This window comes from Reichenbachiella carrageenanivorans (assembly GCF_025639805.1).
GTDB lineage: Bacteria > Bacteroidota > Bacteroidia > Cytophagales > Cyclobacteriaceae > Reichenbachiella > Reichenbachiella carrageenanivorans.
This window is the reverse complement of the sequence record NZ_CP106735.1, coordinates 1806200-1829699: the sequence shown is the minus strand read 5'-3', so window position 1 is coordinate 1829699 and position 23500 is coordinate 1806200. Positions and strand designations below refer to the sequence as shown.

At 41.0% G+C, this 23500-nt stretch carries 22 protein-coding genes and 1 tRNA gene; 13 read left to right on the top strand and 10 right to left on the bottom strand.

Going from position 1 to position 23500, the window contains the following annotated elements; translation table 11 throughout:
* The first annotated feature begins 8 nt into the window (after positions 1-8).
* Together N7E81_RS07390 and N7E81_RS07385 are read left to right on the top strand one after the other, a co-directional pair.
* Positions 9-2309 carry a T9SS type A sorting domain-containing protein gene (locus N7E81_RS07390; RefSeq protein WP_263052650.1) on the top strand — a complete coding sequence of 767 codons (2301 nt, stop codon included), beginning with the start codon at positions 9-11 and terminating at the stop codon, positions 2307-2309.
* A 70-nt stretch (positions 2310-2379) separates the two neighbouring features.
* Positions 2380-3246, top strand: coding sequence for a glycosyltransferase (locus N7E81_RS07385; RefSeq protein ID WP_263052649.1), 867 nt, complete (start codon positions 2380-2382; stop codon positions 3244-3246).
* A 227-nt stretch (positions 3247-3473) separates the two neighbouring features.
* Here the strand turns inward: N7E81_RS07385 and N7E81_RS07380 are convergent, their stop codons facing one another.
* From N7E81_RS07380 to N7E81_RS07370, 3 genes are all read right to left on the bottom strand, one after another.
* A complete protein-coding gene (locus tag N7E81_RS07380; RefSeq protein ID WP_263052648.1) occupies positions 3474-3674 on the bottom strand; it encodes a hypothetical protein in 201 nt (66 codons plus the stop codon).
* Positions 3675-3827: 153 nt separating this feature from the next.
* On the bottom strand, positions 3828-4034 hold the full coding sequence (locus N7E81_RS07375; RefSeq protein ID WP_263052647.1) for a hypothetical protein: 207 nt from the start codon (positions 4032-4034) through the stop codon (positions 3828-3830).
* A gap of 201 nt (positions 4035-4235) precedes the next feature.
* Positions 4236-4619 (bottom strand): DUF4783 domain-containing protein, encoded by a 384-nt coding sequence (locus N7E81_RS07370; RefSeq protein ID WP_263052646.1) that lies wholly within the window; start codon positions 4617-4619, stop codon positions 4236-4238.
* 165 nt (positions 4620-4784) lie between these two features.
* On the opposite strand from N7E81_RS07370, the gene N7E81_RS07365 reads away from it, so the two are divergent.
* Both N7E81_RS07365 and N7E81_RS07360 read left to right on the top strand, forming a co-directional pair.
* Complete coding sequence (locus N7E81_RS07365) at positions 4785-4967, top strand: hypothetical protein (protein ID WP_263052645.1); 183 nt, start codon at positions 4785-4787, stop codon at positions 4965-4967.
* A gap of 70 nt (positions 4968-5037) precedes the next feature.
* On the top strand, positions 5038-6033 hold the full coding sequence (locus N7E81_RS07360) for a DUF4407 domain-containing protein (RefSeq protein WP_263052644.1): 996 nt from the start codon (positions 5038-5040) through the stop codon (positions 6031-6033).
* Here N7E81_RS07360 and N7E81_RS07355 read toward each other — a convergent pair.
* The 4 genes from N7E81_RS07355 to N7E81_RS07340 form a co-directional block, all read right to left on the bottom strand.
* Positions 6026-6736 (bottom strand): 2-phosphosulfolactate phosphatase, encoded by a 711-nt coding sequence (locus tag N7E81_RS07355; protein ID WP_263052643.1) that lies wholly within the window; start codon positions 6734-6736, stop codon positions 6026-6028. The two genes, N7E81_RS07360 and N7E81_RS07355, sit on opposite strands and share 8 nt — an antisense overlap.
* A gap of 2 nt (positions 6737-6738) precedes the next feature.
* On the bottom strand, positions 6739-7827 hold the full coding sequence (gene gcvT, locus N7E81_RS07350; protein ID WP_263052642.1) for a glycine cleavage system aminomethyltransferase GcvT: 1089 nt from the start codon (positions 7825-7827) through the stop codon (positions 6739-6741).
* A 150-nt stretch (positions 7828-7977) separates the two neighbouring features.
* Positions 7978-8532 (bottom strand): ATP-dependent protease subunit HslV, encoded by a 555-nt coding sequence (gene hslV, locus N7E81_RS07345; RefSeq protein WP_263052641.1) that lies wholly within the window; start codon positions 8530-8532, stop codon positions 7978-7980.
* A gap of 70 nt (positions 8533-8602) precedes the next feature.
* Positions 8603-10210: a pyruvate dehydrogenase complex dihydrolipoamide acetyltransferase gene (locus N7E81_RS07340; protein ID WP_263052640.1), complete on the bottom strand. Its 1608-nt coding sequence runs from the start codon at positions 10208-10210 to the stop codon at positions 8603-8605.
* Positions 10211-10395: 185 nt separating this feature from the next.
* On the opposite strand from N7E81_RS07340, the gene N7E81_RS07335 reads away from it, so the two are divergent.
* The 4 genes from N7E81_RS07335 (at position 10396) to N7E81_RS07320 (ending at position 14539) form a co-directional block, all read left to right on the top strand.
* On the top strand, positions 10396-11355 hold the full coding sequence (locus N7E81_RS07335; protein WP_263052639.1) for a YheT family hydrolase: 960 nt from the start codon (positions 10396-10398) through the stop codon (positions 11353-11355).
* 11 nt (positions 11356-11366) lie between these two features.
* A complete protein-coding gene (locus N7E81_RS07330) occupies positions 11367-12068 on the top strand; it encodes an SOS response-associated peptidase (protein WP_263052638.1) in 702 nt (233 codons plus the stop codon).
* Positions 12069-12190: 122 nt separating this feature from the next.
* Positions 12191-13201, top strand: a complete 1011-nt coding sequence (locus N7E81_RS07325) for a 3-oxoacyl-ACP synthase III family protein (protein ID WP_263052637.1) — start codon at positions 12191-12193, stop codon at positions 13199-13201.
* Between the two features lie 69 nt (positions 13202-13270).
* Positions 13271-14539 (top strand): toxin-antitoxin system YwqK family antitoxin, encoded by a 1269-nt coding sequence (locus N7E81_RS07320; RefSeq protein WP_263052636.1) that lies wholly within the window; start codon positions 13271-13273, stop codon positions 14537-14539.
* Here the strand turns inward: N7E81_RS07320 and N7E81_RS07315 are convergent.
* The 3 genes from N7E81_RS07315 to N7E81_RS07305 form a co-directional block, all read right to left on the bottom strand.
* Positions 14517-14897 (bottom strand): group III truncated hemoglobin, encoded by a 381-nt coding sequence (locus N7E81_RS07315; protein ID WP_263052635.1) that lies wholly within the window; start codon positions 14895-14897, stop codon positions 14517-14519. The genes N7E81_RS07320 and N7E81_RS07315 overlap by 23 nt on opposite strands.
* A 56-nt stretch (positions 14898-14953) precedes the next feature.
* A complete protein-coding gene (locus tag N7E81_RS07310; RefSeq protein WP_263052634.1) occupies positions 14954-16228 on the bottom strand; it encodes a sterol desaturase family protein in 1275 nt (424 codons plus the stop codon).
* 80 nt (positions 16229-16308) lie between these two features.
* Positions 16309-16743 carry an SRPBCC domain-containing protein gene (locus tag N7E81_RS07305; RefSeq protein ID WP_263052633.1) on the bottom strand — a complete coding sequence of 145 codons (435 nt, stop codon included), beginning with the start codon at positions 16741-16743 and terminating at the stop codon, positions 16309-16311.
* 305 nt (positions 16744-17048) lie between these two features.
* Here N7E81_RS07305 and N7E81_RS07300 point away from each other — a divergent pair, with 305 nt between their 5' ends.
* The 5 genes from N7E81_RS07300 to N7E81_RS07280 all read left to right on the top strand — a co-directional run bounded on the left by N7E81_RS07300 (position 17049) and on the right by N7E81_RS07280 (position 23479).
* Positions 17049-17561, top strand: coding sequence for a ribosome maturation factor RimP (locus N7E81_RS07300; RefSeq protein ID WP_263052632.1), 513 nt, complete (start codon positions 17049-17051; stop codon positions 17559-17561).
* A gap of 4 nt (positions 17562-17565) precedes the next feature.
* Positions 17566-18810 carry a transcription termination factor NusA gene (gene nusA / locus N7E81_RS07295; RefSeq protein ID WP_263052631.1) on the top strand — a complete coding sequence of 415 codons (1245 nt, stop codon included), beginning with the start codon at positions 17566-17568 and terminating at the stop codon, positions 18808-18810.
* Between the two features lie 38 nt (positions 18811-18848).
* Complete coding sequence (gene infB / locus N7E81_RS07290; protein ID WP_263052630.1) at positions 18849-21740, top strand: translation initiation factor IF-2; 2892 nt, start codon at positions 18849-18851, stop codon at positions 21738-21740.
* 272 nt (positions 21741-22012) lie between these two features.
* Positions 22013-22086 (top strand) — tRNA-Arg (locus tag N7E81_RS07285).
* A gap of 226 nt (positions 22087-22312) precedes the next feature.
* Positions 22313-23479 carry a site-specific integrase gene (locus N7E81_RS07280; protein ID WP_263052629.1) on the top strand — a complete coding sequence of 389 codons (1167 nt, stop codon included), beginning with the start codon at positions 22313-22315 and terminating at the stop codon, positions 23477-23479.
* The last annotated feature ends 21 nt before the right edge of the window (positions 23480-23500 follow it).

Genomic DNA, 23500 nt, shown 5'->3' with positions numbered 1-23500 from the left:
CATAACATATGAAATTACTTTCGCTAATCACGGGGCTACTACTAACCATCTTGACCACCAAAGCACAAGACCTGATCCCCTGTGGTGCCACGCCTACCCAAAAGCAAATGCAGCAAATCGATCAACGAACACGCATGAGTCAACGGTCCTTATCTACAGAGATACAAATGGTAGCCATATCAGCACATATCATTCGAAATACTACAGGCACAGAAGGCCTTTCTCAAGTGGATCTGATGGAGGCTTTGGATAATGTCAATGTCTTCTATGCCAAGGCTAATATGCAGTTTTATATCATTGGAAACATCCATTATATAGACGACGATCGCTATTATGATTTTCAACAATCCGACGAATATTATTTAGGGATCGCCAATGATATTGAAAATACGATCAATATTTATTTTACAAATTCTGTTTCTAGCGGTGACAATACCTACTGCGGCTATGCACACTTTTCTGGTGGACCTGATCGTATTTTAATGGCTAATATATGCGCCATCAATGGCAGTACACTACCACATGAGCTCGGGCACTTTTTCGACTTATATCACACACACGGCATCTCCAATGATGGCAGCTCTGATGAATTGGTAGATGGATCCAACTGTACAACGGCAGGTGACAGAATTTGCGACACGCCCGCTGACCCCAACCTAAGTGACGCGGTGGACAACAGCTGCAACTATACTGGCACTGCGCTAGATGCCAACGCTCAAGCCTATTCGCCTGATACAAGAAACATCATGTCCTATTCGCTAAAACAATGCAGAACTCAGTTTAGTGACGATCAATACACCACCATAGCCAATACTTATGCCACAGCTAGACAATATTTACTCTCCGAACCGCTAGATGCTAATTTCAAAGTAAGTAGCTCTTTGGTCTGCGAAGGAAGTAGTACGTCATTCACAGACAAATCCATTGCAGCGAGTAGCTGGTCGTGGCAGTTTCCAGGAGGGACGCCCCAGACATCAGATGTACCCAACCCTAAAGTCACCTATGCCACTGCAGGCCATTACAATGTGACGCTCACCATCACCGACGAAGATGACAACACAGACACCAAAACCATCACCGAGCTGATAGAAGTCGTAAGCCGTAGTGAGAAAGAGCCAGCCTTATCCCTGACCACAGGCTTTGAGCTCAGCGATGAGACTGTTTTTTCTATACAAAACAATGATGGTGGCTATACTTTTCAGGTGACTAGTGTAGCATCCAGCACTGGCAGCCACTCCATACTGATGGATTTTGCTAACTACAATAAAACCGGGGAGGAAGATTATCTTATCTTAGACGACCTATCCATAACCAAAGACAAAACCTACCGATTGTCGTTCGACCGAGCATACGCCTATTATGATGTGGATTACAAAGATAGCTTGGCTATTGTAACAGCCGAGTCCTGTTCGGACGAATGGGAAGTACTCTATGCTTGGACTCACAAAGAGCTCGCTACGACCTTGCCCAAGTCTTCGAGCTTCGTACCCAAAAGCTCAGAGTGGGAAAATGATCAAATACTATTCACTTTCGATGCCTCTTGGGATCATGCTAAAGTAGCATTCAAATCTATCAATGGCTATGGCAACAACCTCTATCTGGATGAGATCCAATTAGAAGTAGTAGACACAGATCTGGAAATTCAAGATATCATCACCTATTGCTCATCTACCTCTACAAACGGATCGGTAGAAGTATTAGCCTCAGCAACAGGTGCGCTAACCTACAGCGCAGATGGTCAGAATTATCAAACGTCTAACTTAATACAAAATTTGCCGGAAGGTGAGTATTCCTTGTACATCAAAGAAGCAGAAGATTTGGTAAGTGTCAATACCTTTGAGATTCAAACATCAAACAATAGTTTACAAATCACAACAGACCCCAATGGGAATTTCGTCGTTAGCACTGAGCTATCCGATCTCCAATGGTATAAAGATGGCCTAGCTATCGATGATGCCACTACAGATGCCTTGGCTTATCAAGGTGGCGGTGTGTATCACGTGACAGGCACCTCACAAGCTGGATGCTCTGTCAAATCAGACCAGTTGGTCATTACGCACGTGGCCGAGGAGCTACCTCGCTTCTCCATCTACCCAAATCCCGCCACTACTGATCTCTTCATCAATACCTTGTCGCTTGGGTCAGTCGTTTATGCGATATTCAACTTGTCAGGTGAAATATTAAGAGAAGGTCTTGTTCAGGCATCCGACACAAACGGCATCAACATATCCAACCTCAATGCAGGCATCTACGTGCTACAGATCTATAGTGGTCAAAACATCGCGCAATATAAATTTCAAAAAATATAGATCGCATTCTAAAGCGTAGAAGGATAAATAATCTCAAAAGCTTATCATTGCAGGGAAGTACAGCATCCTCATGAGCCATCCCAAATATTCCATTATCATACCTGTTTTTAATCGCCCAGACGAAATGCGCGAAATGCTAGACAGTCTGCAACTTCAGACCACCAAGCCTTTCGAAATCATACTGGTAGAAGATGGTTCAGATCAGAAATCAGATTTTTTGATCAATGAGTATGACTTACCTATTTACTATTTCTACAAGTCCAACACAGGCCCTGGAGACAGCCGAAATTTTGGCATGGCTAAAGCCAACGGAGACTACTTCCTGTTCTTTGATTCTGACTGTGTATTGCCCTCTGACTATTTTGAACAGCTCGACAAGGCCATATCAAAAGCACAACCTGATGCATTTGGTGGCCCTGATGCCGCACATGAATCCTTTTCCAATGTGCAAAAATCGATTAACTATGCCATGACCTCCTTTTTTACTACGGGAGGAATCAGAGGAGGCAAAAAACAACTAGACAAATTCCAGCCACGCAGTTTCAACATGGGCTTAAAAAAAGAAGTGTATGAAGTTATCGGTGGCTTTTCTGACATTCACCCAGGAGAAGATCCAGACTTAAGTTTTAGAATTATGCGTGCAGGTTACAAGGTTTCTCTCATTCGAGAAGCTATTGTATTTCATAAACGCAGGATAGATTTTAGCAAATTCATCAAACAAGTCTACAAATTTGGTGTGGTACGAGTGATTCTCAACCAGTGGTATCCAGACACTCAAAAACTAGTCTATTTTTTGCCTAGTGCCTTCTTTTGTGGGGTGATACTATTGTTGGCTGCTACGATATGGTTAGGTAATATCGTCCTGCTACCACTGGCGGTATATGCTATACTTATCTTTCCTGGACGCACTTCGATCCAATTCCCTAGTGGTGGCTAGCTTAGCCATACCAGCTGCTTTCATACAGTTGCTAGGCTATGGTTTTGGTTTTCTCAAATCTCAATTCAAATTGAACCTACTTGGTCAAAAAGAACGACTGGCTTTCCCTTCTTTCTTTTTTGACAAAAAATAAACCCCGACAAATGCCGGGGTTCGTTTATTAACACTATTTCCTGCCGTCTACAGGATAAGCTATGAGAAAAAGGTTGCTTATTTTAGTCATGGTTTCAAACCACCATGAGAGGTTCTGATTTAGCTATGTTCAACTCCCCAATAATCTTGAGTGCTAACACTTTGTCATCTCTGGTAAACTCCATGAGTATAGTGAGGTCGTCTCCCTCTTTGTTACTTTCTTTCAACGATTTGAAATCTAGCGAACTTCCGTACTCATACTTTTTGGTTACAGAATTATACCAAATAAGATGCATAGCCAATATATTAACGTTACAAATAAACCTATTTCCTTGTGTCCGAGTCTGCCAGTTTACTTTACACAACTGCCATTTTCGTAAAGCACGTATTAAAAACGAACCGTCCTTAATAGTAGTACAAAACACAACGACATCTATTCATTTTTCGATCTACGAAGCAATTCCTACGATAGATTGCGTATTTGCAATGTTTAATTGCTGTATAATCTTGCAAGCAAGATGTTCAGCATTCTTGTCAAATTCCATGAGCACCGTATATGCTCTGGGGTTATAGGCTCTTTCTATTTCATTATTAAAGTCAGCCACGTTTCCATATTTATACTCTCTGAGGTCAGGGTTATACCATATAAAATGCATACGTTTTGAGTTTAGTAATACCCCAAAGTAACAATACCTCAGATTTGCGTATCTGCCAAAAAGATTAACTATTCTGACAATAATGATTGCCATCGTCTGTCAGATTAATGAAGGGACATGCATTCACTTTAGAAACCTGTCACAGGGCTTTACTAAACTGACACAAGATTTGAAAATAAGGAATTAAGGAAAGGGGGGAGGTTATTCTTTATTGAAATTCATTGTATCTACTACGTACTCGCCTTTTACTTCTTTTAATAAAACAACTACCCTGAAGGCTCCTGATTTGGCGTTGTACATCCCGATATTATACTTAAGACCTTCTGGTGAAGCTCCTTTGTGTATGTAGTCAAAATTTTCAACTTGGTTTTGCTGAAAAAACTCTTTCAAAACTGACTCGGCTTGTATTCTACTGTAATTAGCTCCTGTATCGTCGATCTTAAGCTCCGTTACATCATTGAAATACTTGATTAGTTCTTTGGCACTTCCAGCATTCAAGGCAAGCTTAACATTTTCAGTTGTTGTTTGTCCGTAAGATGCAAAGCCCAAAAGCAATGCAACAACAACAAGAAGAGACTTTTTCATAGTGTTAATTTTGTCTGTGAGAAGCGAATATTATGCCAATTGCTCTAAAATTAGGGCATTTATACTCACATACAAATTTTGGAGAACGGATTTAGTAAACACAAGACTTAAGCACACCTCAACAAAATCGAAAAAGATGCGTTAAAAAGTCTAAAACTCAACATTATGAAACTTCTTCTCTGGCTCATTTTACTTGTCATATGCTGGCCTTTGGCGCTATTCCTTTTATTCATATATCCTATTATTTGGCTCATCCTCCTCCCCTTTCGATTGATTGGTATTGCCGTAGAAGGTGGCTTTGCTTTCATACGAGCGCTCTTTATGCTTCCAGCAAGGGTGTTGTCGTAAATCGTATTCAAAACGTCATGAATTAGGTCACTCGCCTACTCATTTTTTCAAGGTCAAATAACTCACTCAAATGAAAAAAATCGAACGGTTTTTTTGTTATTGCGCTGGCGCATCCCAATCTATGCTCAATAGATGCCCTACCGATACTAGTAAATTTGTCGGCATCGGTGCTAGCGTATTTTTCACGGGTTTGCTAGCAGCTATTTCTTCGGCCTACGCACTCTATTTTGTATTTGACCACCTTTTACTTTCCATCTCATTTGGACTTATATGGGGGTTAATGATTTTTAACCTGGATCGATTTATTGTACTCAGCATACGAAAATCAACTGGGCGCACCTATCTCCAAGCCATTCCTCGTTTATTGCTTGCTAGCCTTATCGCTTTGGTCATTTCCAAACCATTAGAATTGAAAATATTCGAAAAGGAAATTTCAACAGAGTTGACATTGATCAAACAAGAATTGATCGCTAAGCATGAACAGGTAGTGAATGCTCGGTTCTCCACATCACTGGACTCATTGAATCAAATACTACAAGCTCTAGATCTATCCATCACAACTAAAACGGCTGAAAGGAATCAATTGCTAGACCTTGCTCGACAAGAAGCCGATGGCACTGGTGGGTCTGGAAAAGTAAACCCTGGCCCAATCTATCAAATCAAAAAGGCCAATGCAGATTTGGCTCAAAAAGAACTGGACGAATTAAAATCATCGAATAAAGTAACTAGGGGAAATATCTTAGCTCAGGTTCATTCACTTGAAAAAAACAGACAAGAAGCTCTGAGTCACTTAGAAATAGGCGAGATCAACGGCATTTCATTTCAGCTGACTGCACTGAATCGACTTGGAGAAAAATATGATACGATTTACTATGCCAATATTTTCATTATTATGCTTTTCCTTATGCTAGAAACAGCTCCTATCTTGGCAAAGATACTTTCTCCCAGAGGCCCTTATGACGATCTCCTCACAATCCATGAAAAGCATTTTGAAAATTACAGAAAAGAAAAAATTTATAAAGGAAACCAACGGCTAGCAAAACACTTGAGTCCTCAGGCTACTTAACAGCAACCAACTTATCCCCTTCCAAAACAGGCACAAGGTCATAGATACTTTGACCGACACAAAACTCAATGTCTTTGATCACATCGAGTTTGTTTAATCTTTTTGCATGAGCCGAATTTTTTACCGCCTCAAACAAATTGTCTTTTACTGACTGATAGTACTTGAGAGAAAGGTGTGCTGTATCACATGCCAAATCATGAGATTCGCACAGCAGTTCTACTAATGCCCCTGCAAAAAGAGTGTCTTCCATATTGGTTTTACCCTTCCAGCCAGCACAGTGCACGATCACGTCTTTGCCCTGACGAACGATATAATCTGCCACTGCTTGTATATTGATAAAAGCGCCTACCAGCACTTGATCAGCCGAAGTAGATTTAGTGATTGCCAAGGTGCCATTGGTCGTTGTAATCACTATCGGTTGCCCTTTGATCTCTTCATTCATATAACTAAAAGGAGAATTGTCCAACGGGAAACCCTCTACTTGCGCGCCGCCTCGCTCGGCAGCACACAAATATCCTTGATCCAAATAAGACTTTGCCTCGTCTAGTGTAGCTACTGGTATGATTTCTTTGGCACCATGCGCCATGGCCGTAACCATCACGGAGGTAGCTCTCAATATATCTACTACTACTACTATTTTTCCTTCAAGATCATACAAATGGATCAATTCAGGAGACAAACAAACGTCTATGTTCCTTTTCAATATTATTTTTTATAAAGTGGCAATTTGGTCACAACGGCCTTTAGTGACTTATTTCGAACTTGGATATAAATTTCTGAATCTGCTTGATGATGACCTACTTTCACGTAGCCCAAGCCAATACCCACCCCCATAGATGGAGACATAGTGCCAGAAGTAACTTCTCCGATCGCGTTTCCATCAGCATCGACGATTTCATAATGCCCTCTAGGAATACCCTTGTCGACCATAACAAATCCTACGAGTCTGCGAGAAACTCCTTCCTCCTTTTGCTTCGCGAGATTTTCTGAATTAGTGAATTTTTTGGAAAATTTGGTTACCCAGCCTAGGCCAGCTTCAAGCGGAGAGGTCGTATCAGTAATGTCATTGCCATATAGGCAATACCCCATTTCTAATCTCAAAGTATCTCTAGCCCCTAACCCTATTGGTAGGATACCAAATTCGGCTCCTGCTTCGAATACTTTTTTCCAGACAGCTTCTGCATCTTTGTTTTTGATGTATAATTCGAACCCTCCTGCTCCCGTATAACCTGTTGCGGAGATGATTACATCGTCTATACCAGCCAATTTATCCTCGACAAACGTATAAAATTTGATCTCTGAGAGATTAACTTCGGTTAGTTTTTGTAAAGCAGCTATTGCATTCGGGCCTTGTACGGCAAACAAAGAATACTCATCCGAAAGATTGGTCATCTTCACGCCTTCGGTATTGAATTTAGTTATCCAATCCCAATCCTTTTCAATATTAGAAGCATTCACTACCAAAAAATACTTTTCAGCAGCCATACGATAGATAATCAAATCATCGACAATTCCACCCTCTTCGTTTGGCAAACAAGAATACTGAGCTTGACCATCCACCAATTTTGAAGCGTCATTGCTACTTATTCGTTGGATCAAGTCCAGTGCCTGAGGACCTTCGAGGAGAAATTCGCCCATGTGAGAGACATCAAACACTCCTACACTTTCACGTACTTGGTTATGTTCTTCTTTGTCTGAGCTGTATCGTACTGGCATATTGTATCCAGCGAAGGGCACCATCTTTCCCCCTAGGGATTCGTGCAGGTCATTAAGGGTTATTTTTTTGGCATTCATGGGTTGTTCAATTTTAGTCTATCCTGTTTTGGTCAGGGACGCAAATGTAGCCAATAGCCTCATAGAGGCAAAAATATCTCTGAACCTATTCGGATTCAAATTTCGTCAACAGGAAAAACCATCAAATTGATATTGAATGGAGTCAGATTATTATTTCCCTACCTTTTCGATAACCAGATTGTGATTGGTATAGATACAAATATCGGCAGCGATACTTAAACTTTCTCGTACCATTTCTTCAGCAGTTAGCTTATCTCCTGCATGCTTTTTCAATGCTAATGCAGCTGATTGAGCATACATGCTACCCGACCCTATCACAGCAATGTCATTATCTGGCTCAAGTACATCTCCAGTGCCTGAAACCACTAAAATTTCATCCTTGTCCGCTACGATAAGCATGGCTTCGAGTTTTCGCAGGTAACGATCCGTTCGCCAATCTTTGGCCAATTCTATCGCTGCCCGCTTCATATTGCCCCCAAAGGAGTTTAGTTTCTCATCCATACGTTCCAAGAGTGTAAAAGCATCGGCGGTTGAACCTGCAAAACCTGTTACAATTTTACCCTCTTGGAGTTTTCTAATTTTTTTCACGTTGCTTTTTGCAACCGTATTGCCTAGTGTGGCTTGGCCATCGGCACCAATGGCTACTTGTCCATTGTGTTTGATCGCGCAGACTGTAGTAGATCTGATCTTCGGGAATTTCGACATATCTTATTTGCTTAAAGGAAATTCAAACGTATAAAAAAAGGAGAGGTTAACCTCTCCTTTTCAATATTGTTTAGATGAGGATTCTAACTGGGTCCTCTATGAAGCCTTTCAGCGTCTGCAAGAAAGCAGAACCTGCTGCTCCGTCCACCGTTCTGTGGTCGCAGGTCAGTGTCACTTTCATTACGTTGCCTGGTACAATTTCTCCATTTTTCACGACAGGTACTTGTTTGATAGCACCCACCGCTAGAATACAAGATTCTGGCGCATTGATGATCGAAGTAAACTGCTCAATCCCAAACATACCCAAGTTTGATACAGTGAACGTATTGCCTTGCATTTCATCCAATCCAAGTTTTTTAGATTTGGCTTTCACACCAAATTCTTTCACCTCAGCAGAAATTTGTGCTAGTGACTTGTTATCAGCAAACTTCACTACAGGCACAACTAGTCCATCTTCGATAGCCATGGCTACTCCTACACTGATATGATGATTCTTTCTAATCGAATTGGTATCGCTCATCCAATAAGTATTCACATCTGGGTGCTTTCTCAATGCAGCTGCTACTGCTTTGATTACAATATCATTGAAAGAAATCTTAACTGGTGCCAGTTCGTTGATGCTTGCTCTTGCTTCGATCGTCTTGTCCATGTCTATTTCCATGGTCAAATAGAAGTGAGGAGCTCCAAACTGGCTATTAGTCAACCCTTTCGTTATCGCTTTTCTCATCTGAGAAGCTGGCACATCTTCGTAGCTTTCTACGCCCACAGGGCCTGAAGCGACTACGCCACCTGCGACTGGTGTGGCTGCTGGCACGAATGCTTCTACATCTCTCTTTATAATTCTTCCTCCATCGCCTGATCCTGGGATTTGCGCAATGTCATATCCTTTCTCTTTGGCTAGGCTTTTCGCCAATGGGCTCGCGATGACACGACCATTTGAATTGGTAGCTGGAGCGGATTGTGCTACTGGAGCAGCAGCGGCAGGAGCAGGAGCTGCTTCTTGCTTTTCTTCTGCTACTGGAGCGGCTGCATTAGCTGCTTCAGCTTTAAGTAAGGTTTCGAAATCGGCGCCTTTTTCACCTATAATGGCAATCACACCATCTACAGGTACACCATTTCCAGCTTCTACTGCTTTATATAGTAGGACACCATCGTCGTAAGACTCTAGCTCCATCGTGGCTTTGTCTGTTTCTACTTCTGCAAGGATATCTCCTGACTTCACGTCGTCGCCTACATTTTTGATCCATGCGGCGATTACGCCTTCTTCCATAGTATCACTCATCTTAGGCATTTTGATGACCTGAGCGTTGATTCCAGAGGTGTCTATTTTTTCTGCGCTTGCTGGAGCAGGAGCGGGAGCCGCTGCTGGTGCTTCTTCTTTGGCAGCTGGTGCAGGTGCACCGCTAGACAAGCTTGCTAGCAAGTCGTCAATTTTCTCTCCCTTCTCTCCAATGATAGCAATAACTCCATCAACTGGAACTGCAGATTTTTCTTCTACACCAATGTGAAGTAATACTCCGTCGTCATAAGACTCAAGTTCCATGGTGGCTTTGTCGGTTTCTACCTCCGCCAGAATGTCACCTGATTTTACTTCATCCCCTACTTTTTTTAGCCAAGACGCGATTACACCCTCTTCCATGGTGTCGCTCATCTTAGGCATCTTTATTACTTCCGCCATTGTTTTTGATTAATTGAAAATCGAAAGGCTAAATTAGCCCGAAATAGAGGTTTAATCAAATTAATCTATCCCGAAAGTTTGATTGTCGATTAGTATTAGGTTCAAAAAATATAGTTTTCGGAAAGAATGGGTTCAAAAATTTTAAAATTTTAAATTTGAACAAAAAAAACACGTAGTTATTTTCAATGCCGATAATATCTAATTCAAACTACCAGAGACCGAAACTGCTTTTTAATCGGCATCTCGAAACGATCATTCCTGGAATCACTAGAAAAGTAAAAAACCTGCCCGATTACGAGCGAGTTAGAATAGATACGCCTGATGGTGATTTTCTAGATTTGGATTGGTACAAAACCAACTCGAACAAACTTCTCATTTTATCGCACGGGCTAGAGGGAGATAGCCATAGACCTTATATAGAAGGCATGGTAAAGCGGTTTCACAGAGAAGGATGGCATGTGATCGCCTGGAATTACCGCGGATGTAGTGGAGAAATGAATAATACGCCTCGTTTTTATCATAGTGGGGCTACTCAAGATCTTTCTACTTTAGTAGATCATGCGTTAACCTTAGACATACCTAATATTACACTTGGTGGATTTAGCTTGGGAGGCAACCTGACTTTAAAATATTTGGGCGAGAGCAAACGAGACCCTAGGATCAAATCCGCTTTTGCATTTTCTGTACCTATCGACCTCAAAGGGTGTTGCCATGAAATAGATAAGCCTCACAATTTTTTATATTGCAAAAGATTTTTGAAATCATTGAAAATAAAAGGCAGAGCAAAAAATGACAAAATCCCAGGGTCGGTCAATGTGGATCGACTGATGCAAGTAGAAAACATGTACCAGTTTGACAATGTGGTAACGGCTCCATTACACGGATTCGACTCGGCTGATGATTATTATGCCAAATGCAGTGCCGTCAATTTTATCGAGGGCATAGAAATACCTACACTTTTAGTAAATGCACTAAACGATCCTTTTCTATCAGAATCTTGTTTTGATCAAACAAAATTCCAAACTTCGAAAAATGTTTATTTTGAGATGCCTAAATTTGGCGGCCATGTGGGTTTCTCTTCCAGCGGAAGAGAGGGTACTTATTGGTCGGAAGATCGGGCATTTGATTTCATCAACCAGCACTAGAGAAAAAATATATGATAGATAGGTACACGATATACTCGGATTTTAACGCCATCAATGCCAGATTCGGACTGAAAGGCGAGGAGTTTACGGTACCCAACTACAACGCCGCCCCTACCCAACAACTACCAATAGTGACCGATGCGGCAAAAAACAAAATTTCATTCCTATTCTGGGGCACTAATAAGGAGTGGTCTAACAACAAAAGTATTTCTCCTAAACTATTGACCTGCGATAGAGATCAGCTCCTTTCGAAGACTACTTTGAGGTCTGCCCTAGAAAAACATCGATGTTTGATTCCTGCGAATGGTTTTTACCTCTGGAAACAATACGGCAAGAAACGAAAAACACCACACTATTTTCACAACCCTTCTGAACCGCTCATTAGCTTACCAGGCATCTGGGAAGAAAACGAAGACATGGAAGGTCATGTGCACTATACGTTCAGAATTATCGAAGTGCCCAACTACAACAACACGCCAGAGTTTGGCACACACATGCCTGGCGTACTCCCAATTGACCTAGAAAAAAAATGGCTCGACAGCTATTCTACAACCGAAGAATTGATGCAAATTTTGCATAATACCGATGGGACAGAAAAGATCACTTACCACTCTGTATCTCCTTTAATCACCAATGTTTCAAACAATGGTGAACACTTGATTAAACCCCAATCTTCTGTAGACCAGCTGGGCAACTACACCTTGTTTGAATAACAGTTAGCAGGATAATCGCTAGCAAATTCTGGTCTGACTATTGAAATTGACTTTGATACTGGCGATATTGTATAACTACGCAGTAGCGTTTTTTTTGTAAGCATATACCAAAAATGATAAAAATGAAAAGTGCAAAAATCATAGGCATGGGGCACTATGTACCAGACCGCATAGTCACCAACCAACAACTAGAACCCCTCATGGATACCAACGACGCTTGGATTCAGGAGCGCACAGGCATAAAAGAAAGGCGACACATCGTGCCAGGTGGTGAAGACACCACCTCTACTATGGCAGCCAAAGCCTCCCGTATGGCGATCGAAAAAGCTGGTGTAGTAGTAGACGATATCGACTTTATTGTTTTTGCCACACTCAGTCCAGACTATTACTTCCCAGGCCCAGGGGTAATGCTACAAAAGCAACTTGGCTTCAAAAAAGAAATCGGAGCAATCGACATCAGAAATCAATGTTCGGGCTTTGTCTATGGCATCTCTGTAGCAGATCAATTCATCAAAACGGGCATGTATCAAACCGTACTTGTAGTAGGCAGTGAAGTACACAGTGGAGGCCTTGATATGACCACCCGAGGACGCGGTGTATCGGTCATCTTTGGAGATGGGGCTGGAGCAGCTATCTTGCAAGCCACAGACGAGGCGGGCAAGGGCATTTTATCTACCCACCTCCACTCCGAAGGGCAACATGCCGAAGAACTAGCATTGATAGGCCCCGCTACTACCGACTGGATACCCAACTATATCGAAAGAAATGACCCAGAAGACATCCGTTACTATCCATATATGAATGGCAACTTTGTTTTCAAACACGCTGTGGTACGATTTCAGCAAGTCATACAAGAAGCGCTAGAAAAAAACAGCTTTCAGGCAGATGATATTGACATGCTAATCCCCCACCAAGCCAACTTACGTATTAGTCAGTATATCCAAAAACAACTAAACCTCAGCGACGACTGCGTATTCAACAATATTCAGAAATACGGAAACACCACAGCAGCTTCTATACCTCTCGCGCTAAGCGAAGCCCTGCAAGAAGGAAAAATAAGGGATGGTGATTTGGTTTGTCTGGCGGCTTTTGGTAGTGGGTTTACTTGGGCTTCTGCACTTATCCGTTGGTAAAATTTCTTACAACAATTGCCAAAGCCATCCCGTTAATTGTTTGCTTTGTGTCAAACGACTAGTCATACTATGCATTTGAAAAAATGTACGCTCTACATATTGGTGATCTTATTAACTCCGATGCTTTCTCAAGCACAGGATTTTTATAAAGAAGTAGTCGCTGACACTTCCTTTCGATCCAAAGGGAAAGTCTACCAAGGCAAGCGAGAAGGCCAATGGCAGTTTCATCGCAGATGGGATGGAATGCTTGTGACTGGCTACTACGATCATGGCAAACCTGATAGTGTTTGGTATAAATTTCAAAACAATACCATAGCTGAAGCCATTCTCCTCGAAGATGGTCAAAAGCAAGGTCCTTACAACACTTATGATCCGTATGGCGAAATCATCACCTCTTCCCATTTCAAAGACGACGTATTAGACGGGTCTTATTTTGAATATTATGACAATAGGCAAATTGCACTGTCGGGCTATTATGAACTAGGCAAAAAAGACAGTGTATGGACAGAATATTCGCCAATAGGCAGTAAAAATTTTGAAAAACACTACCAAAAGGACTTACCCGTTGGCACGTGGACTTACTTTCATGCCAATGGAAGAATAGCCAGAATAGAACCTTATCAATCAGGATTGCTCAATGGCACGGTAGAAGAATATCACTACAACAAAAACAAAACACTAGCAGCTCAGTATGTAAACGGCCTCCTTGATGGTAAATATGAAGAATACTTCAAAGACGGTACACTCAGCGTAGAAGGTCATTATAAAGCAGGTTTAAAAACTGGCACTTGGGTGAGTATGTCGCCAGATGGCGTCATGTTTTCCATAGGCGACTATCAAGCAGATCACAAGCAAGGGCTTTGGAAATTTTTCTATGAATCGGGTGCTCTCTTATCCGAAGGTAAATACAAAAACAACCAAAAGGACGCCCAATGGATCGACTACTACGAGTCTGGCAAACTAAACTCTATAGGCGTCTATCAAGCCGATATGAAAAATGGGTTGTGGGGTCATTTTTATGAAAACGAACAACTCATCCAAGACGAAAACTGGAAACACGGCTTACTTATAGATGTGAGTGATTACTTTTCTATACAAGGTGAAATATTGCCTAAAGGCACCCTATCTAAAGGCACTGGCACACGCAACATTTATTTCCTCGATGGAGAATTACAGCTCAAAGAAAATTATGAAAACGGTCTCCCTCAAGGCACATGGACCTCCTACCACGACAATGGAAAAATAGCCGCAGAAGAGCACTACGAAAAAGGCGAACCCACCGGTACTTGGAAATACTACACCCGCAAAGGCAAACTCAAAAGTTCAAGGAGGTTTTAATCTTAATATGCATCACAGTAGCAATAGACTGCGCCCGTTGTTTGGCCATTTCAGCCATAGCGCCTGCAAACAAGCCATCTACGGTCTCACAAAACACAGTTACCCACCGATCAAAATGCGCCTTAGTCATTGGAGATTTTTGACTCATCGCTAAATGCGGCGCGATCGGATTGCCTTTGTATTTAACCTGATGAAAAAGTGTAGTCTCCCAAAAATCAGCAATTTTAGGCAAGTGATGAATCAAATCCAGCTTCACCACTTCGGTAAAGAAATACCCTATTTCTTCATCCTTTATTATTTTTTGATAAAAATCATAAAGCAATCGATCAATATCAGCTCTGGTTTGAATATCGCTCATTATCAATCAAAGTTATGGTTCTATTTAAGACAACACTGATCTGACTAGATATTTATTCAGGCCAGCACCTGCTTGTTGCGATCAGCGCCTAGCTCCCATAAAGAAAACCCAATCGTAACCATCAAAGACAGCACCAAATAAATCATCATCAAAACAGATCCTGCAGACCAGTAAGCATTCAGCCCAAACCAATCACCAGACTGCAAAATCCAATAGATGCCACCAAAGCATTTGATTGCTTCCACCAAAATGGCGAGGCGACTGCCATCCATCAAAGTCGTATAAGCATAGATATGAACAAAAAGAAAAGCACCGTAAATAAACAATCTTGGGAAACCAATAGATTCAAAATGGACCAACATAAACAGTAAAAACACGTGTGTAAGCACCAATTGCGCCCACGACCAAACATGTAGCACCCTAGATGCCTCAGTCTCGTATTTCACCTGCATGGTAGCATCATCTATGACCCCTTCTATTGGATATTTTTCGATCACATCTGCAGGCCTCCATCCTGTTGGCTTTAGCCAAATAGTAAATTTAGCTTTCCAATCTTTCGTATGCCAAGCATCTTGCATCAGTATCCATAAATGCTGGAAATTAGTCAGTATAGGGTTCCATGTCGCTGTTGGCTTTTTAGTACCATAAATGCACGGCACTTCCTCCATCTCCTCCTGAAAAGTGCCAAACATCCGATCCCACCATGGGAAAATTTGTCCCATATTTTTATCCAAATACTCTTTATTGATCGCATGATGTACTCGATGCTGGGAAGGCGTTACGATGATATATTCTAAAATCCCCAACTTTGGAATATGACGCGTATGATACCAAAACTGCAAAAAAAGATGTAATGGACCTATAGTCGCAATCACCTTAGGTGGCATACCCAGCATAGCCGCAGGGATCAGTAAAAAAGCATGGAGACTAAAGAAAGTGGAAATGGATTGCCGCAAGGCACAGGCCAAATTAAACTCCTCACTACTGTGATGAATCACATGTTCATTCCAAAAATAATTGAAATGGTGTGCCATATAATGCTTGACATATCCCGCAAAATCTACAGCAATAAAACTTATCAGATATACCCAAACTGTAGCTTTGATATGCATCAGCGCCATATGCTCATACATCCACGTATATCCCACAATTACCAAGGTGAGCCCGAGGATATCTTTGACTGTATTAGTAATACCTGAACTCAGGCTGGATATGGTATCAAAACTTCGAAAAGTTTGGTTTTTCACAAACCAGCCATAGAGATATTCGGCTACCAGCAATACCATAAAAAAAGGGATTGCAATGAGCAAAACTTGGGCATATGTCGACATGATTGCTGCTGTTTAATTTTCAATTATACAGGATGCCACCCAATTTCGAAAGGAATAGATCAATTAGTTATGCACGCATACTAAATCACACGATTCTCCGAGTACTCCTTCATAGCAATATTCATCGTTTCAAATCCACGCATCGTTTTTTCTCTAATCTTTCTCATAATTGGGCCTTGCAAAAGACCAGAGAAGTTTTCACCATGTATCAGTTGGGTCTGGAATTCAGTAACTGGATGGAGTTTGAAATAATGGTTGCCTGCAAAAAGACCTTTCAGCAAGATTTTGCCCATCCATTCAAATTGGCGACCTTCTTCACACACGACTACTTTAGGTTTAAAAAAGTTTTTCTTTCCATCCATGTTAATAATCACATCTAACTTATTCCCCAACACAGGTTCCCCTTCTATAGTGATAAATGGATTCCAATCTCGGTACGCTTCAAAATTCATCAACACGCGCCACACCACTTCCACAGGTGCTTCTATCAATATTTGAGTTTCAATGTTTTTCATAAAATTCAGATCAACTTTCTACAAAAGTAAAACGTTCCGATCAGGCTTAGTGGTAAGTAGTAGAAAAATTGGATTTTCCCACACGGCAAACAAAGCCCTATTTATAGTTGAAAATATAAAGTCCTTTACTTTAAGCCCAACGATTAGAGCCGAAAAGCCAAACTTTCAAACCCTATAAAGAATGTACCAATGCCCCTTATCTTCTACTTAGATCTGCTTGATTACTCCACAGCCCATTAATCAAGCAAATATTTGTTTTGACGGATTATTCATCTAAATTTGCATTCGAAATATAGATTTCAGGAATGAGGGGACTTGAGTCCCCTATTTTTATGGTAGAAATTGTGACTGAGAGCATCGTAAATAAAATACAAACACTTGTTGAAAGTATCCTTGCAGAACAGGACGACCTGTTTTTAGTGGATATCATCAAAAAAGGAAACGCCCAAGTTGGGAAAGTCATTGTATTGCTCGATGGCGATCATGGGATTTCGATCGAACAATGTTCTAAGGTAAGCCGCGAAGTTTCTCGTTTTATTGATGAAGAAATTGATCTGGACGAACCGCTGACATTAGAAGTCTCTTCAGCAGGGTTAGATCACCCACTCAAACTGAACAGACAGTATGTCAAAAACATTGGCAAAAATGTAAAAGTGACTTTGAATGACAACTCCCTAGTGGAAGGTCAACTCACCAAAGTAGATGACAAGTCCATCGAATTAGAAGTTTTGATAGACAAAAAGAAAAAAACTACTGAGTCCAAAGTCCTTAATTTTGAGGAAATAAATAAAACTATTGTTCTAGTTTCATTCAAATAATAAAATGGATAGTTCTGTATTAATAGAGTCGTTTTCGGATTTTGCAAAAAGCAAAAATGTAGATCGTCCTACGATGATAAGAATACTCGAAGATGTATTCAAAACTATGATCCGAAAGAAGTTTGAATATGATGACAATTTTGACATCATTATCAATGCTGACAAAGGTGACCTTGAAATTTGGAGGTTTAGAGAAATTGTGGATGACAACTCAGAAGACATCTGGGATCATGACAAGGTCAGTCTGACCGAGGCTAGAAAAATAGAGCCCGATTTCGAAATTGGCGAAGAAGTAGCTGAAGAAGTGAAACTGCTTGATTTTGGTAGAAGAATGGTAATGACTGCACGTCAGACCTTAATTCAAAAAATCAAAGACCTAGAAAAAGACATTCTATTTCAAAAATATAAAGATCTCGTAGGTGAAATCATCACAGGCGAAGTATATCAAACTTTGAGTAGAGAAGTTCTGCTGATCGATGGAGACGGAAACGAATTGACGATTCCTAAATCAGAACAAATCAGCAAAGACAGGTATAGAAAAGGTGATTCGGTAAGAGCCATTGTAGATCGCGTAGAGATCGTAAACGGCAACCCTAGAATTATCTTATCTAGAATCTCTCCTACTTTCCTCGAAAGACTTTTCGAAAGTGAAGTACCAGAGGTTTATGATGGATTAATCACCATCAAAAAAGTGGTTCGTGAGCCAGGAGAAAGAGCTAAAGTAGCAGTAGAGTCTTACGACGACAGAATTGATCCTGTAGGTGCCTGTGTGGGCATGAAAGGGTCAAGAATTCACAGCATTGTGCGTGAATTACAAAATGAAAACATTGATGTGATCAACTTCACTGACAACTTGGATCTCTATATCACTAGAGCACTAAGTCCAGCGAAAATTACAAGCATCAAAATCGAAGAAGAGAATAAGCGAGTGTCTGTTTACCTCAAGCCCGACCAAGTATCTTTGGCTATCGGAAAAGGTGGACAAAACATCAAACTAGCCAGTAGACTAGTAGACATGGAGATAGACGTCTTCAGAGAACTAGACGGACTAGAGGAAGAAGATGTAGCCTTGGCGGAATTCACCGACGAAATCGAAGATTGGGTAATCGACGAATTGAGAAAAATCGGTTTGGATACAGCTAAGAGTGTATTGTCACTTTCTACTGAAGAATTGCTTAGAAGAACTGATTTGGAAGAAGAGACCATCAATAATGTATTGGGTGTCTTAAAACAAGAATTTGAACAATAACTGATTATTAAAATCAGAAGAATACTTTTTAATTGACTATGGCTGAAGGTAAAATGATAAGACTCAATCAGGCAGCAAGAAAACTAAATGTCGGTATCGATACCGTCGCAGAATTCTTGTCTAGCAAGGGGCATGAGATAGAGCGGAGCCCCAACACCAAGCTTACTCCGGATCAATATGCGATACTGGCAAAAGAATATGCCGATTCTGCACATGAGAAGGAAGAGGCCAGCGGTCTCACTATTGGCACCAAATCTGGCGACAATGTGGTGATCACTGCCGAAGCTACTCCGGCAAAAGAAGAGCCCGTCAAAGAAGAAGAGATTCTTATTACAGACAATACTGCTCCCGTAGAAGACGCTCCTGCTGCGGAAGAGAAGCCTGAAGAAACTGCAAAAACAGAAGAGTCATCTGTAGACAGCCCAAAACTTCAAGGTTTCAAAGTAGTCGGTAAGATTGATCTTGATGGCGCCAAGAAAAAAGAAGAACCTAAGAAAGAGGAAGCTCCTAAGGTAGAAGAAAAAGCGCCAGCTCCTGAGGTGAAGAAAGAAGAACCTAAAAAAGAAGAACCTAAAAAAGAAGAACCTAAAAAAGAAGAACCTAAAAAAGAAGAGCCAAAGAAAGAAGAGCCTAAAAAGGAAGAAGCCCTTAAAAAAACAGAGGCCAAAACTGAAGCTAAACCAAAGGCAGTAGAAAAAACACCTACACCTGCTCCTAAACAGGAGCCAGCTAAACCAGACGAAACTCCAGCACCTGTCGTAAAAGAAGAAAACAAAACCATCGAAGCCAAAGCGGATTCTCTACGAGGACTCAAAGTATTAGGTAAAATCGAATTGCCTAAAGCTCCAAGTAGAGGAGACAAAGGTAAGCCTGTAGCTTCATCTGACACGTCTGGCGATAAAAAGCGCCCTAGAAAACGTATCAGCACGTCTAAGAAGGAAGTCGGTGGACCTAGAAATGCAAGACCAGCACAAGGAGGCAGATTCGACAAAGGCAAAAAGAAAGTCGTCAAAGAAGAATTGACCGACAAAGAAATTCAAGATAAGATCAAAGCCACACTTGCCAAACTGAGCGGTGGAAATACCAACTCTGGTGTAAGCAGATCTAAATACAGAAAAGAAAAACGATCCGCCGTAGCAGATGCCGAAGAAGAAAGGCTAATGCAAGAACAGGAAGAATCTAAGATACTAAAAGTAACTGAGTTCGTTTCCGCTAATGACTTGGCTAGTTTGATGGACGTGTCTGTCAACGACATCATTTCAACCTGTATGTCTTTGGGCATGTTTGTGTCTATCAACCAGAGACTCGATGCTGAATCGATCACCATCATTGCTGATGAGTTTGGATACAACGTAGACTTCACCACACAAGACGATGAAGTAGATGTAGCCGAAGAAGAAGATTCAGAAGAATCATTGATCGACCGTGCTCCGATTGTCACCATTATGGGACACGTAGATCACGGCAAGACCTCTTTGCTCGATTACATTAGAGATTCTAAAGTAACTGCAGGTGAGGCAGGTGGTATCACCCAGCACATTGGCGCCTATGACGTAACCACCGAGTCGGGCAAGAAAATTGCTTTTCTTGATACACCTGGTCACGAAGCCTTTACCGCCATGAGAGCGAGGGGTGCCAAGATTACAGATATTGTAATCATCGTAGTAGCAGCAGACGATGACGTGATGCCACAAACTAAAGAGGCAATCAATCACGCCCAGGTAGCTGGTGTTCCGATCATTATTGCAATCAACAAAGTAGATAAGCCTAATGCTAACCCTGATAAAATTAAGGAAGCATTGTCGGCCAACAATATACTAGTAGAGGACTGGGGGGGTAAATACCAGTGTCAAGAAATCTCTGCTAAAACAGGACAAGGTATCGATGACCTTCTTGAAAAAGTATTGCTCGAAGCCGAAGTCTTGGAACTAAAAGCGAATCCTAACAAGAAAGCAGTCGGTTCGATCATTGAAGCATCTTTGGACAAAGGGCGTGGATATGTTACCACCATGATGGTACAGTCGGGCACATTGAATGTGGGCGACGTGGTATTGGCTGGATCTTACTTCGGTAAGGTAAAGGCCATGTTTGATCACACAGGCAAAAAACTAACCAAAGTTGGTCCTTCTACCCCACTACAAATGCTAGGACTAGATGGTGCGCCACAAGCAGGAGACAAGTTCAATGTCATGGAATCTGATCGCGACGCCCGTGAAATTGCGACTAAACGCGAGCAAATACAACGAGAACAAAACATCCGAACTAAGAAGCACATTACTTTGGATGAGATTGGTCGTCGTTTGGCAATCGGTTCGTTTAAAGAATTGAACGTGATCGTGAAAGGTGACGTGGATGGATCTGTAGAAGCCTTGTCTGATTCATTATTGAAACTATCTACCACAGAAGTACAAGTAAACATCATTCACAAAGGTGTGGGGCAGATTTCAGAATCTGATGTGTTGCTTGCTTCTGCCTCAGATGCGATCATCATTGGTTTCCAAGTTCGCCCATCTGGAGGAGCTAAGAAAATTGCCGAAACTGACGAAGTAGAAATCCGACTATACTCGATCATCTACGATGCAATCAACGAAGTGAAAGACGCTATGGAAGGCCTATTGGCTCCTACTGTAGAAGAAGTCATCACGGGTAACATAGAAGTGAGAGAAGTATTCAAAATATCTAAGGTAGGTACTGTAGCAGGCTGTTATGTGACTGACGGATATGTGAAACGTTCGAACAACATTCGATTGATTAGAGACGGTATCGTGACTTACGAAGGTGAAATCGGACAATTGAAGCGATTCAAAGACGATGTGTCTGAAGTGAAACACAGCTACGAATGTGGTATCTCGATCAAAAGCTTCAACGATATCAAGGTGGGTGATGTGATCGAAGGATTCGAGCAAAGAGAAATCAAACGTTCGCTGTAATCTGGCGCTTTGGAAGCGACAAAACATATCACTTCCTTCCTATATTATGCTTCATTTGTGTGTCTCCTTATCGGATTGGCATACAGACCATGGGTAGTACTCTGGTGGCATGACATACAAAATCGCTGGTTGGTGATCAAATACTATGGGACGGCAACGGCCTCCTTATTTTTATTAAAAATACTTTTAAATGGTTGAGACAAAATAATAGACTCAACTATATTTGCATAAATATTTGAACCGTGGCATCCGTCGCGAGTACAAATTAATTTGGCTTTGTAGCTCAACTGAATAGAGCACCTGATTACGGCTCAGGAGGTTTCAGGTTTGAATCCTGACAAGGTCACAAACTAGGGTTGAATTCTAACGGATTCAGCCCTTTTTTGTCCCTACACCACATTAATCGTCCATTCTACCATTTTTAGGCCATGTACCTCTACGCACATTAAAGCAACTATAAGCAAAAAAGTTGTACCCAAGTTGTACCGTGTGTTGTACCCGTTTGGTCATAATAATTTTGAGTTGTGTAGTCAAATAGCAATTATTGACTAGAGTACTTAAAATATAAAATTATGATAGAATACAGCCTGGTATATAACCGGAAAAAGATAATTGGTAAAGATGGAAAGGCCCTAATTCAGATTCGAGCCTATAAAGGAGGTAAATACAAGTATCTGAGCTCCGAAATAAAAATAGAACCCAAGCAATGGAATAAGGAGAAAAGGAAGATCAATAACAATCATGCACAGTACATATCACTCAACCGAATTCTTGAGAAAAGGATAGGTGAATTTGAAGATTATGAGATATCCTTAACCGAGCGTGATAGAGAATGTACGCTTGATATGCTCGAACAATTCCACTTGAATGGCAAGTCTAAAATGACGTTCATTGAGTTTGTTGATTATGAACTGAATCACAGTACATTAAGAAGTGGGACTATCAGACAACAACGAGTTTTTTATAACAAGATTAAAGAGTTCAACCCAAACCTAGTATTCAGTCAGATCGATTATGACTTATGTTGCAAGTTTGAGAGATTTTTGATTGATCAAGGCATCACCAATAGAAATACAATCGCCAAAGAATTTAAGAATTTCAAGAAATTTGTCAATCTCGCAATAGCAAAGGAACATATTGATATGCGAAAGAACCCCTTTTTGAAATTCAAGGTAAAGTCAGTTCCATCAAAAAAGATATTTCTTCAAGAGGATGAAATTCGACGTATTGAAAATCTTGATTTGAAAAGCGATCCCGAGTTAGACAAGGCTAGAGACATATACATGTTCGGCGTATATACGGGTTTAAGGTTCTCTGATATTGCAAGTCTAAGAAAAAAAGACATTGTCAAACTTGAAGATGGAAGTTGGAACCTTGAAATAAGAATGCAAAAAACAGAAAACTTACTTAACCTTCCTCTCCACAAGCTCTTTAAAGGCATGCCAAAGAAGCTTTTACAAAAGTATGATCGACTAACTCCGAATTCCGAATATTTCTTTAATTCCTACTCTAATGAACATGAAAACCGATTGTTGAAATTGATTGCTAAGTTGGCCAAAATTGATAAACGTCTGGCATTTCATTCAAGTAGACATTCTTTTGGAACCACTTTGCTAAACCGAGGTGTCAGTCTTGAAGTTGTTCAGGGTTTAATGGGGCATAAAAAATTACAACAGACACAAGAATATGCTAAACTGCTCAACTTATCAGTCCATAGAGAACTCGATAAGATTTGGTAAATTGCTTTTCTCAGAAAAGCA